General features: G+C 42.3%; 10 protein-coding genes. 1 reads left to right on the top strand and 9 read right to left on the bottom strand.

Features of this window, described 5'->3' with window-relative positions; translation table 11 throughout:
- Positions 1-125 precede the first annotated feature (125 nt).
- From NQZ91_02170 to NQZ91_02190, 5 genes are all read right to left on the bottom strand, one after another.
- Positions 126-1,595 carry a helix-turn-helix domain-containing protein gene (locus tag NQZ91_02170; protein UUM58198.1) on the bottom strand — a complete coding sequence of 490 codons (1,470 nt, stop codon included), beginning with the start codon at positions 1,593-1,595 and terminating at the stop codon, positions 126-128.
- Positions 1,596-1,606: 11 nt separating this feature from the next.
- Positions 1,607-2,935 carry an FAD-dependent oxidoreductase gene (locus NQZ91_02175; GenBank protein ID UUM58199.1) on the bottom strand — a complete coding sequence of 443 codons (1,329 nt, stop codon included), beginning with the start codon at positions 2,933-2,935 and terminating at the stop codon, positions 1,607-1,609.
- Positions 2,936-3,244: 309 nt separating this feature from the next.
- The gene (dapA, locus tag NQZ91_02180) at positions 3,245-4,180 is read right to left on the bottom strand and encodes a 4-hydroxy-tetrahydrodipicolinate synthase (protein ID UUM58200.1); all 936 of its coding nucleotides are present in this window, start codon (positions 4,178-4,180) and stop codon (positions 3,245-3,247) included.
- A gap of 61 nt (positions 4,181-4,241) precedes the next feature.
- Positions 4,242-4,514 (bottom strand): hypothetical protein, encoded by a 273-nt coding sequence (locus NQZ91_02185; GenBank protein UUM58201.1) that lies wholly within the window; start codon positions 4,512-4,514, stop codon positions 4,242-4,244.
- A 24-nt stretch (positions 4,515-4,538) separates the two neighbouring features.
- Positions 4,539-5,615 carry an aspartate-semialdehyde dehydrogenase gene (locus tag NQZ91_02190; protein UUM58202.1) on the bottom strand — a complete coding sequence of 359 codons (1,077 nt, stop codon included), beginning with the start codon at positions 5,613-5,615 and terminating at the stop codon, positions 4,539-4,541.
- Between the two features lie 222 nt (positions 5,616-5,837).
- Here NQZ91_02190 and NQZ91_02195 point away from each other — a divergent pair, with 222 nt between their 5' ends.
- Positions 5,838-7,001, top strand: coding sequence for an IS30 family transposase (locus tag NQZ91_02195; protein UUM58203.1), 1,164 nt, complete (start codon positions 5,838-5,840; stop codon positions 6,999-7,001).
- Positions 7,002-7,383: 382 nt separating this feature from the next.
- Here NQZ91_02195 and NQZ91_02200 read toward each other — a convergent pair whose 3' ends face one another.
- The 4 genes from NQZ91_02200 to NQZ91_02215 all read right to left on the bottom strand — a co-directional run bounded on the left by NQZ91_02200 (position 7,384) and on the right by NQZ91_02215 (position 12,619).
- On the bottom strand, positions 7,384-7,716 hold the full coding sequence (locus tag NQZ91_02200) for a YbgA family protein (GenBank protein UUM58801.1): 333 nt from the start codon (positions 7,714-7,716) through the stop codon (positions 7,384-7,386).
- A 643-nt stretch (positions 7,717-8,359) separates the two neighbouring features.
- The gene (pcrA, locus tag NQZ91_02205) at positions 8,360-10,636 is read right to left on the bottom strand and encodes a DNA helicase PcrA (GenBank protein ID UUM58204.1); all 2,277 of its coding nucleotides are present in this window, start codon (positions 10,634-10,636) and stop codon (positions 8,360-8,362) included.
- A gap of 121 nt (positions 10,637-10,757) precedes the next feature.
- Complete coding sequence (locus tag NQZ91_02210) at positions 10,758-12,125, bottom strand: FAD-dependent oxidoreductase (protein UUM58205.1); 1,368 nt, start codon at positions 12,123-12,125, stop codon at positions 10,758-10,760.
- A gap of 101 nt (positions 12,126-12,226) precedes the next feature.
- A complete protein-coding gene (locus NQZ91_02215) occupies positions 12,227-12,619 on the bottom strand; it encodes a PaaI family thioesterase (GenBank protein ID UUM58206.1) in 393 nt (130 codons plus the stop codon).
- Positions 12,620-12,682: the final 63 nt, after the last annotated feature.

A 12,682-nucleotide genomic window follows, 5' to 3' on the forward strand; every position in this document is an offset into this window, starting at 1 on the left:
TTGTGATTTTATTGTAATCTATTTTTCAAAAAAAATCTTATCAATTTTTTTATAATTTCAAAAAAAACTGATAAAGTTGTTTTTTTGCGGCAAAAGAAAAACTTCCTAGGAAACTAGAAAGTTTATCACCGCCGTTCAATCCGAAACTGCTTGCGTTCGACCAAACGTATAGACTGCTCTAACTTGCGCTGATGAATGGTCTGGATAAGGCTCTTTACATCCTTCAACTCCTGATCAGTTGGCAATCCATAGATCTGATAAGATGGATCTTGCTGCCAAGGATAATCATGGCAAATAACCAAATCATAGGATTGGTCTGATTGGACAGGCTCGATTTGAATTGACCGATTTCGTTCTAAGGACTGACATAAGACATGTAAAATGGGAGAGCTAATGACAGACGGATAACTGGATGCCCACCCAATTTTCACCATGGTTGGCTCCACCTGCATAAAATATGAAAATAATTGTGTCAAAGATAGCAAATGACTGGTGGCTGGGGCTTGCCTTCTCCCAAAAATCTCCTCAGATACATGGTGCAAGATACTAGAAGCAGCCTCTTGCATGAAGGGATCATAGTCAGCCAACTCATCCAAGCCACTATCGATGCAGGAAGTAAAAAAATAGAGCTGACTAAAGACCTGATTGAGATGATAGAGTTCTCCTTCTTCCACTGTCAAATCTGTCTTCAAGAGTATTTTTACACGTTGAAAGGCCCAACTAGTCGCTTCCATAATGGGGCCTCCGAATCCTAAGACCTGTTCTAGTTGATGGGCTGCCACTATCCCTTGACTAAACAAGAAGGCAAAAACGGACATTGTGTCACCCTCTTGAAAGGAAGCAGATGCTTGCTGGCGTAAGGTTAAAAAGATCTGACGGAGGTGACGGTAAAATTTATGTTGCTCATAGGGAGCCATTAATTGATAAACTGCCTGGAAATCCAAATCCTTCAATCGCATTCTTTTCTGGACAATCATCAACCAGAGAGCCAGTTGATGAGCCTGCCGAGGATTAAACTGGGATTGATAAAAGCGTTCAAAAATCGGCAGGTGCCCAAGTTGCTCCATAAAGCCCCGATCTTGTTCTAACTCTTTGAAAGGCTTGGTCAACCAGAATAATTGATAATAAAAATAGCGAATTTGCAACTCACTACCCCGCAAACGACCGTTCCGTATGCTCACCTGAAACTCTTTCAGGACTTTGTTTAATGTCGAAAGGTGTCTGTTCAAAGTAGCTTCACTCAGCAATAAATCTTGAGCTAGCATGGGGATGGAGCATTCATTTTTATCAAAAAAATAAACTAAAATCTGGTACTTGATACTAGTTCTAAAGAGATAGGCAAACAGGTCTTGCCTGTATAAATTGGCTCTGCGCTGTAAGACAATTTCCTCTTCTTTAATCTGAAAGACAAGACCAAACTGCTCCTCTTTAACCTCTTCAGAGAAACTTTCTATATAGCGTAACAAGGTAGATTTGGACAGATGGAGCTCCTGGACAACTTCCTTTATTCCAATAGGTGTAACGGACTTGCGCAAGAGAAGAAAGAGCTGGTAAATAGCGCGCTCACGTTTTTCTAATAAATCCAGAATATGCACACAATCACCACCTATTCTTGGTCAGTTTTTTGCCACAAATACTGATTGGCTGCTTCCATAATGAATGGTTGCAGATCGGTTCTACCAGGCAAACAAAGCCAGGATTCTTGTAACAAGTCCTCAACTGTCATATTTTTTGAAATAGCTAGTGCCAATACATTCATCTGTGCCATGTGGTCAGAGGAAGATACCAATTGACCACCAAGAATACGTCCATCCCCTCGACTGACCACCATTTTGAAGTCTATTTCATGTTTATCCCATTGACTGAATGGATGACGGATGCGAACAGTGTCTGTGTCTAACCACAGGTTTGCTTCCCTTTCTGTCAGTCCTACGCTAGTCAGATTATAGCCAAACACATGGGTGGAGACAATGCGTTGAACAGGCTTTAAGCTCTTCTGCTTAACCAGTAGATTTTCAGCAACCAGACGCCCTGTCAACATAGCGTGGTTGATCATGGGCAGGTAGGCCTGCCCAAACATGGTAACAGGCATCCGAATTAAATCCCCTACCGCAAAAATTCCAGCTTGGCTGGTTTCAAGATACTCATCCACCAGAATACTACCATCTGTATGCAGGTCCACTAGTCCTTCCACCAAATCTGTATGGGGTCTAAAGTTGGTACCCAAAAGCACCAAGTCCGAATGATATGTTCCCTGCAAACTGCGTAACTGGACTTGACCTATCTCATCCAAGTTAACTTCATTAACTGTTTCCGAAAAATGATAGTCGAGTCCAATTCGGTCAAACTCTCCCCAGATAAAATCGACCATTTCTTGATCGAAATATTTGGCTAAGGGCCATTCTTGTGATTCAATCAACCTGATCTTAATGGATGAACGACTGAGAGCCTCCAAACTTTCAAGACCAATTTGACCAGCTCCTATGACTGTTACCCTTCCGGCCCCTTCAATCTTTTCGAAACTCTTTTTAGCTTCTCCAATAGATTTACTTGTCAAAATCTTTTCCGATAGATCAACCGACTGGTGTCCCCAAACTTGTTGAGCACCCATAGCTAAAATGAGATCGTCGTAGGATAATTCCCGTATGCTTTCTTCTTTTTTTAGCCTTATTTTTTTAGATACAGCTTCTATAGAAATGCATTCCCATCCAAGTAAGAAATGAACGGCCGACTGCTCTAGCCCTTCAAAATAGCCAACCCTCGCTTCTTCCCAGCTTGAAATTTCCCCTTTTACTTTCCAATTGAGTGCATTGGGAAAGTAGCCTGTACTTTCTTCCTTGTCAATCACATAAATAATCGCTTGTGGATAGCGTTTCTGGCATTCCATTGCAGCTGTCAAACCAGCGAATGAAGCACCAATGATTATAATATTCATCCTGATTCCTCCCTTATCCTCCATTATAGCATTGACAAGGCAAATTCGTATTGAAAAGGTTTACATATCCAAACAAAAAAGCACACCTATTTTATGATGTGCTTGAATAAATTTAAATAAAAGGTCGAAAATAGCAGTTAACGCCTTGGTTGACCTCTCTCTCGAGTTTCTAGGCTCGGGTCTTCTATGGTCACTTTCGTATTTCTTGGTGACCAGCTGAAACAGTTCCCCGAACTGTTTCACTCCCCCAGACATTGTTCGCTCTCTTATTTCAAAGCTCACGTTAAAATAGTCACTCCCCTGACTATTTTAATAATCCGGTCTAACAACTCCTGTTACTGTGGCTTTGGTTGCTTCGTAGTCGCCGTCAACGACAACTTTGATAATGCGTTTGGCGTCTTCTTCTGGACATGGTACCAATGGTAAGCGGAGTGGTCCAACTTCAAATCCCATGTAATTGAGAACTGCCTTGACTGGTGCAGGACTTGGATAAGAGAATAAAGCATTAACTTTCGGAATGAACTTGCGTTGAATGGCAGCTGCTGTTCGGATATCTTGCTGCTCAATGGCAGTAAACATCTCATACATTTCATCGCCATTGGTATGGGAAGCAACGGAGATCACACCATCTGCACCAAGGTTCATTGCATGGAAGGCATCGCCGTCTTCACCAGTATAAATCAAAAAGTCCTCTGGCTTATTCTCAATCAAGTAGGCCATATTGGCAAGGCTAGTACACTCTTTAACACCGATAATATTTGGATGTTCCGCCAAACGTAACATGGTTTCAGGCGTCATTTCAACGACAACACGACCTGGAATATTATAGATAATAATTGGCAAATCAGAAGCATCTGCAATAGCCTTGAAGTGCTGATACATTCCCTCTTGAGAGGGTTTGTTGTAGTATGGCACAATAGCAAGCCCTGCCGCAAAGCCACCAAAGGCCGCAACTTCCTTAGCAAACTCAATCGAGTCACGGGTATCATTGGTACCGATACCAGCAATCAGTGGCACACGACCATTGACAATTTTTTGTACCGCCGCAAACAATTCTAATTCTTCCGCGTGTGTAAGGGTTGGACTTTCGGCAGTTGTTCCTGCCAACAAAATTCCTTCCGTATGATGAGCCAACAAATGTTCAACCAACTCTGGCAATACATCATAGTTAATAGATCCGTCCTCTTTAAAGGGCGTAATCATAGCCGTAATAATTTTTACATCACGCAAATCTTGAATAGACATATCTCAACCTTTCTACAACTGAATGCCACAATCAAATCATCAAAAGCCAAGCCCTCAACATCTAAGCTTTTAATTTTTTGAAAATACGATAGCTATTGACAAAGAAAATCATACTCACTGCTAGGAATGCGAGAGCGACTCCAGTAGCACCCACTAAAGAATAAATCCAGTAAATAAAGCGTGGGAGGAGTTTTTCTCCACCTGTTTCTTCCCAAACTAACAAATCTTGCCTAATAATGAATCCATAGACGGCAACTACAAGACCCAAAACGGTACTGAAGAAAATTTGCACCTTTGGGCGTTGCCCCATTTTCTTAGCAATGTGATCATTCATTTTTCAATCTCCTAAACCTAGTCCTTATTTCAATTCAAATTTCAATTCTGCGGTTGGACGAACTAGACCACGTTCATGCAACGTTTCAGCGATTTGAACAGAGTTCCAAGCTGCACCCTTGAGCAAGTTATCTGAAACAACCCACATATGAATACCATTTTCCTTGTCCAAGTCCTTACGGATACGACCGACAAAGGTATCACGGCTACCAACGGCGTTAATAGCTTGCGGATAAATTTGGTTGGCTACATCATCTTCTAAAACAGCACCTGGAAAGGCTGCGATAGCCGCTTTCACTTCATCAATCGGTGCAATTTCTTTGGTTTCAATGTAAACAGACTCAGAGTGAGCTGACAAGACTGGAATACGGACACAGGTTGCAGAAACGGCAATGCTGTCATCTTCCATGATTTTCTTGGTTTCCTTAGTCATCTTCATCTCTTCGTAGGTGTAGTCATTGTCTGTGAAGAGGTCGATTTGCGGAATTGCATTGAAACCGATTGGGTAGTGTTTCTTATCACCACCTGAAGGAAGAATATTTGCTTCTACCGCTTTTGGTTCTACTCCATCATTCAAAACCGCACGCAATTGAGCTTGTGTTTCCAAGATTGCTCCCATACCAGCACCAGAAACTGCCTGATAGGTTGATACGATAATCCGCTCCAAGCCCCATTTCTGACGAACAGGCTCCAATGCAACCATCATCTGAATAGTTGAGCAGTTTGGACAAGCAATGATACCATTGTGGGCATCAAGCGCGTGTGCATTAACTTCAGGAACAACCAACGGTACATCTGGATTTTGACGGAAGTAAGAGGTATTGTCAACCACTACAGCTCCTGCTTTTACTGCGTAAGGAGCGTACTTGGCAGATGTAGAACCACCAGCTGAGAAGAGGGCAATATCCACTCCTTCAAAGGCTGTTTCTGTTGTTTCTTCAATGACAATGTCCTGTCCCTTAAACTGCAAAGTCTTGCCTGCTGAACGAGCAGAAGCCAAGAAACGCACTTTCTCGATTGGAAGTGTTGACTCTTCCAACATTTTTATCATTTGGGCACCAACTGCACCAGTTGCACCAACAACAGCTACTACATAAGCCATAGAAATCTCCTTTAGGTTAATTCTTCAAAATTTTCAAAAAATTTGTTATTTCATAATTATACCATAAATTTTCTGAATGAAAAGCTGGAATGTGCTAAATTTACAATCAATCTGCTGAAGCTAAATTCTCAAAGTAAGTTCTAGTCTGTCTTAAAAACTGGAAATTAGACTGAGACAAGGAAATAAGGTAGAACTTACTATGGGACAAGTTGGCAATCGACAATGAAAAACAAACACTTAACTCTCTCTGATCGCAACGATATTCAAATAGGAATTGAACAACTTAAGCCCTTCTCAGCTATAGCAGCTAAGTTAGGTAAAGATCCTTCTACAATCTCAAAAGAAGTTCGGAGAAATCGAGTGGTTAAAGAAAATTCTGTGACATCTAATTGTGATTCTTGCCCTCTACTCAAAAAGGCTCCCTACGTTTGTAATGCCTGTCCGAAAAAGAGAATCAATTGCGGATACCAGAAACAATTCTACTACGCAAAAAGAGCTCAGCTTGATTACGAAGCTAAGCTCTCAGACTCGAGAACAGGTGTTGCCCTAAACAAGGAAGAATTCTATCGTATGGACGAGATTGTCTCTGCAGCCATCCAAAAGGGACAACACCTCAACCATATCATCGCCTCAAACGAACTTTCGGCATCCAGAGCTTCTATCTACAGATACCTTGAAAAAGGCTATCTGTCCACAAAGCCCATTGATTTCCCCCGTGTCGTGAAATTCAGAAAGCGGAGAACCAGAAACCTACAACCCATTCCTAAAATTGCCAAAGAAGGACGGTCTTACGAGGACTTCCAACGCTTTCTCACAGAGAAAGGAATCAGCTATTGGCTGGAAATGGACACCGTTACTGGACGGATCGGCGGAAAGGTACTTCTCACCTTTAACCTCTCCTTCTGTAACTTTATCTTCGCTCGATTACTTGATAATAAAACAGCTAATGAGGTCGCTAAACATCTCTACGCTATCAAGAATGACCTACATCAGAAAGAGATGGACTTCTGCGAAATATTTCCTGTCATTCTGACTGATAATGGCGGTGAATTCGCCAGAGTGGACGACATCGAAATGGATGTGCGTGGAGAATCTAAGCTATTCTTCTGTGACCCCAATCGTTCTGACCAGAAAGGGAGAATTGAGAAGAATCACACACTTATCAGAGATATTCTTCCTAAAGGAAGTTCGTTTGACAACTTGACACAGGAGGACATCAACCTGGTTTGTTCGCATGTCAACAGCATCAAACGAGCTTCTTTCAACGGAAAATCCGCCTATGAACTCTTTACATTTACCTACGGTGAGGAATTGGCAACACTTTTGGGAATCTCTAAAATTGACCCTGAGAACGTCATTCAATCACCTCGATTATTGGATAAATAATCGCTAGTTTTTATTAAAAAATAATTTCAAAAATAGAAAGGAACTTGTCCCATCCAAAATTCCAGATAGCTAGAACTTACTTTGAGACGTCTCAGAGCCAGTAACTTTAGTGTACTCTTTTTTTCAACTTTTTCAACCCTAAAACTCACTATTATCAACATTTTTAGTCAAAAAAGAACTTAGTCTGAGACTAAATTCTGTTGATGTTATGCAGTTTTCTCAAAGTAACTTCTGGAAGGACGGGAACTAGAACTTACTTTGAGAATTTACCTCAATCTGCTGAAAATTTCACACTAGACTGAGTAAATTGTCATACGATTTCGACTTGTGCTTATCACTATTCAAAAAAGACAGAAATGACCCAAAACAAGTCATAACTGCCTTATTGTATTTTGTCCACTTGCATTATCCGACTCTGGAGCAGGTAGGGCGGCCGGTACTTGTCAGTCATACACTTCAAAAACTCGTGCATTTCCTGGACTTGGCTCTCCAGAAAAATGTCCAATTCCTTGAAGCGTTTCCTTTCTTCATCACTTGCACACTTTTTAAAATAACCCCAAATATGCTGATAGGCAGTGCGCAAGGTCTTTATACTAGGATTGTGAGCTAAAGCCTCCGCTAGCAAACGTTCAAATTCAAGTTCTTTGTCAACTGACCAAACATTTCCCTTAAAAAGCTGACGCAAGGCATTATAGTGATGCTGAGAATGAGCCATGACCAGATATTTCTCTCTTGCCCATCTCTTCTGAAAGTACTTGAGATTTGTCACCCTTGTCACCTCCTCCTATTTGTCAAACCTAGACCAGCGCCAGCCACAGACCCAAACAGACCACCATATATAGACAATGCAATCCTATCAGCAAATACACTAAACCTTTGGACAAAATCATAATATGTAGATGGACGTAGGACTGCTTTGGCTTAAGTGGATTGTAGTAAACATCGACGCTAGAACCAATGGAAAAAGTCCAGCAAGGAACTGGACGTTAGACTGAACAGACTATTCTTATTTCGATAGATAATTAAAGAATCTGGTAAATGTTTTCTATCTAGCAAATTATAATGCTGTCCCGTTACCAAGCATGATAAGGGTGTTGAAACCGTGACGTATCGACAGGATTGGAAATGTGGACCAACAGCCCAATAATAGCTTTGTCTCACCCAGTAGCCCACAACAGGCGGGCTAAGGCCATTGTAGGACATGAATGAGTAGTCTTCAACACAGCCTGTCACCTTTGCAGTACAGAGTTCTTTTTTCCGCTTGCTAAGGTAGTAAAATACATAGATGAGAATGGGGGATAGACTTAATAAAACTATGGTAACAGCTAGTACAATCCAAACAAATAGTTGGCTCCACACTAGTCCTCCTTGCTAATCGGAGCTAGGCTGGCCAAAACTTTTTTCAGACCCATTTCTGGAAAATTGATTTTGAGTTCTTGGTTGCTGCCCGATCCTGAAACTTCAAGTACAGTACCGCGACCCCATTTTCGATGGACAGCAATGTCGCCAACGGACCATGTTGTGGCTGAACTAGATGGATTGGAGCTAGCAAAAGGCATGGTCCCCCCAAATCGAGTGGACTGTTGCACAGAAGATTTTCGACTTTGGAGAGCCTGCTGCAAACTCATCCCTTGTCCAAACTGGGTCGCTTTGCCATTGACATAAGAAGCCTTAAAGCTGGTATTAGCTGGACGGGCCAGACCTTGATAATCCAAGAGATCACTTGAAATCTCACGAATAAAACGACTAGGCTGATTGTAATTGCTCCGACCGAACAAGAGGCGGGAATTGGCATTGGTCAAATAAAGAATATGCTCGGCACGGGTGATGCCAACGTAAGCCAGACGGCGCTCTTCTTCTAACTCAGCTTCTTCTTCCGCTGCACGACTGAGAGGAAAGACATTTTCCTCCATACCAATGAGAAAGACCACTGGAAATTCCAAGCCCTTGGCCGCATGAAGGGTCATGAGCGTGACTTCCGACGTTTCCTTGTCGCCGTCGTCTGTATCAGCTATCAGGGCCAAATCCAGCAAAAATCGGCTGAGCCTATCCAGCCCTGTCTCTTCTTCCTCTACCTCTTTTTCATCGAAATTTTTGGTCACCGAAAGAAATTCCTGAATGTTTTCAATGCGGGCATTGGCCTCAATCGTTCCTTGTACAGCCAAGGCATTGAGGTAGCCAGTCTTATCTAAGACCGCCTCGGCCAATTCGGTCACTGTCATCTCATCCAGTCGATTGCGGAGATTGTATAGCAGGGTTGCAAGGTCAAAAACGGCTTGAGCAGCCTTACCCTTGACACCAGACAGCATAATATCCTGTGATGCTTCAAGCAGGGACATGGCATGTGTCGTCGCAAAGTCCCTAATCTTATCGACTGTGCCCGGTCCTACTCCGCGTTTGGGTTCATTGACAATACGCTCGTAAGAAATATTGTCCGCAGGGTTGGCAATAATATTCAGATAGGAAATCACATCACGGATTTCCTTACGGCTATAGAACTTGGTCCCGCCCACCATCGTGTAAGGAATATTGGCCTTGAGCAGGGCCTCCTCAATGGTACGAGACTGGGCATTGGTCCGGTAAAGAACAGCGAAGTCCTTATAAGGCTTGCCTTCACGATGGTGTTGGTCAATTTGACTGGCAACATAAATCGCCTCATCGCCCTCATCGCGCGCACGATAGTAGGTAATCAAATCTCCCTGAGCATTTTGCGTCCACAGCTTCTTCGGACGGCGGTTGCGATTGTTCTCAATAACCTCATTGGCTGCCTGAAGGACTGTCTTGGTCGAGCGGTAATTTTCCTCCAGCAAAACCACCTTGCTTTCTGGATAATCCTTCTCAAAATCCAAGATATTTTGCATATCCGCCCCACGCCAGCCATAGATGGACTGGTCCGCATCACCGACCACACAGATATTCTTAAAGCGTGACGCTAAGAGTTTGACCAGCTGATACTGGGCGTGGTTGGTATCTTGGTACTCATCGACATGGATATATTGAAATTTCTGCTGGTAGTAGGTCAGGACGTCAGGATTTTGGTCCAATAGGCGGAGCGTCAACATGATTAGGTCATCAAAATCGACTGCCTCTGACTGACGGAGTTCTTTCTGATATGCCTTGTAGCATTTGGCAACAATCTGCGTATAGAGATCGCCTGCCTGCACCTCATAAGCCACATCATCAATCAAATCATTCTTGGCATTGGAAATGGTTGCCAAAATAGTCCGCTCACTCCACTTTTTCGGGTCCAGATTTAGAGCTTTCAAAATCCGTTTCATCAGCGTGCGTTGCTCACCCGGATCTACGATGGTAAAGTTACGGTTATAGCCAATGTGATCCGCATCCCGACGCAAAATCCGTACACACATGGAGTGGAAAGTGGCAATCAAGCAGTCTTGCGTAGCAGGATTGAGCGCATAGGCCCGCTCCTTCATCTCCCGCGCAGCCTTATTGGTAAAGGTAATGGCCAAAATATTCCAAGGATTAACCATTTTTTCATCAATCAGATAAGCAATGCGGTGGGTTAGAACACGAGTCTTGCCTGATCCCGCACCTGCCATAATTAAGAGCGGACCTTCCGTTGTCTGAACAGCCTCCGACTGTCTATCGTTCATTCCGTTTAATAAAGGGTTCATATTCTCATACTTTCTCAAAATGTAATTACTCTCCATTATACCAAAATATACTTCATTTACGAAATGTCAGACCAGTAAAAAAGCCCAGAGAAAACTCTGGACCTTATTTTATCAATTAAGCTTATTCCGCACCAAGTGCTGCCATTGTTATGTAGTTGTATGGCTTGTTGAAGTGTGGCAAGAAGAAGAGATCCATCAATGCCAACTCTTCGATTGTCACTTGTTTCATGATAGCAAGTGAGAACATGTGGATACCCATTGACATATCTTCGCGTGATACCATTTGGCAACCCAGAACTACACGTGTATCTTTGTCAAAGACAATCTTGATTGCTACTTCGTGGTTGTTATGTTTAATAAATTCAGGTTTTTGAAGGTCTGTGAATGACGCTACTGCTGCGTTGAAACCAGCATCTTTCGCGCGCTCTTCTGTCAAACCAGTTGAAACCATGTTAAGACCAAAGATTGAGATACCGTTTGAACCTTGAACACCAACTCCTTCCAACTCATGGCCAGTTGCGTTGTGAGCAGCTACGATACCTGTACGAACAGCGTTTGATGCCAAAGCGATATAGCTTGTATCTTGACGAGCATTGTCGTAGATAGTTGCACAGTCACCGATTGCATAAACGTCTTTCATGCTTGTTTCTTGTTTCTTGTCAACGATCCATGCACCGTTACGGAAGGTTTCCAATTGACCTTTAGCAAGACCTGTGTTAGGACGGAAGCCTACACACATGATAACCATGTCAACGTCAAATGTTTCTTTATCAGTCACAAGACGCTCAACTTTACCGTCACCTTCAACAGCTTGAACAGCTTGACCAAGAGCCAATTTCACACCGTTTTCTTCAAGGTTTTTGTTCATCATTTCAGTAAAGTCGCGGTCATAGTATGCACCCATAACTGTTGGAGCGATATCAACAAGAACAACTTCTTTACCTTTACGCTTAAAGCTTTCTGCAAGCTCAACACCGATGTAACCACCACCAACAACAGCTACACGGTTAATGTCTGGATTTTCAAGCTTGTTAATAACGTCTTCAGCGTTTTGGTACAATTTAACAAATTGAAGGTTTTCAAGAGTTGCTTCAAAGTCAGTTGAACCTTCTTTGATTTCCACACCTTTGATTGGTGGGATGATTGGTTGTGAACCAGTCGCAAGAATCAATTTTTCGTATGATTCTACGTGCTCTTTACCGTCAACAATTGCAGTCACTTCTTTTTTCTCGAAGTCAATGTCTACAACTGGTGATTGCATGTGAACGGTTGCGCCCATGCTTTCCAATTGCTCTTTATCTGAGTAGAAAAGACCTTCTGGACCATCGATTTGTTCACCGATCCAAAGTGCCATACCACAACCCAAGAAAGAAATGTTTGAGTTTTGGTCAAATGTTACGATTTCATTTTCAGCACCGTAGTTTGACAACATTGTTTTGATACATGCAGTACCAGCGTGGTTTGTACCCACAACGACGATTTTAGCCATAATGGAAAATCTCACTTTCGAAAATATATTTTTTTACATTATCCATTATACACATGTCTGTTACCGATTTCAAAAATAATGCTCATAAAATCACAAAAATTTTAAGATTCTTCTTCAAAGGTTCCCGTCACAAACATGGTGAAGCTAGCTCTGACTAATTTTTGACCTTTTTCATTGGTAACAACTGCTTCTACCAACTTGGTTGAACGACCATCGTGAACAATTTCTGCCGTGATAGTCAACTTGTCTCCCAGATGGCCCGCCCTTGTAAAATGAACATTGGACTGGAGGGTCACACACTTGTATCCCTGAGAGAAAACAGCCAGTCCAGCAACATTATCACAAAAGGTAAACAGATAACCTCCGTGGGTCATGCCATAAATATTCAAGGAAGACTCAACTACTCTTGTCTCAATGACCACTCGACCATTTGAGACCTCAACCAACTCATAATTTTCAAACACCAAAACCGGTGGAATGTGATATCTATCCATGTTTACTCCTCGTGTTTTTTTCTCCATTTTACGGGAAAAAATCCTTTCTTGCAAATACTTACT

The sequence above is a fragment of the Streptococcus suis genome (genome assembly GCA_024583055.1).
GTDB classification, from domain to species: Bacteria; Bacillota; Bacilli; order Lactobacillales; family Streptococcaceae; genus Streptococcus; species Streptococcus suis_V.

Excerpts from the sequence above, each read along its gene's own strand:
- NQZ91_02175 (UUM58199.1), bottom strand. The coding sequence starts at position 2,935 with ATGAATATTATAATCATTGGTGCTTCATTCGCTGGTTTGACAGCTGCA.
- dapA (UUM58200.1), bottom strand. The coding sequence starts at position 4,180 with ATGTCTATTCAAGATTTGCGTGATGTAAAAATTATTACGGCTATGATT.
- NQZ91_02185 (UUM58201.1), bottom strand. The coding sequence starts at position 4,514 with ATGAATGATCACATTGCTAAGAAAATGGGGCAACGCCCAAAGGTGCAA.
- NQZ91_02190 (UUM58202.1), bottom strand. The coding sequence starts at position 5,615 with ATGGCTTATGTAGTAGCTGTTGTTGGTGCAACTGGTGCAGTTGGTGCC.
- NQZ91_02195 (UUM58203.1), top strand. The coding sequence starts at position 5,838 with ATGAAAAACAAACACTTAACTCTCTCTGATCGCAACGATATTCAAATA.
- NQZ91_02200 (UUM58801.1), bottom strand. The coding sequence starts at position 7,716 with ATGGCTCATTCTCAGCATCACTATAATGCCTTGCGTCAGCTTTTTAAG.
- pcrA (UUM58204.1), bottom strand. The coding sequence starts at position 10,636 with ATGAACCCTTTATTAAACGGAATGAACGATAGACAGTCGGAGGCTGTT.
- NQZ91_02210 (UUM58205.1), bottom strand. The coding sequence starts at position 12,125 with ATGGCTAAAATCGTCGTTGTGGGTACAAACCACGCTGGTACTGCATGT.
- NQZ91_02215 (UUM58206.1), bottom strand. The coding sequence starts at position 12,619 with ATGGATAGATATCACATTCCACCGGTTTTGGTGTTTGAAAATTATGAG.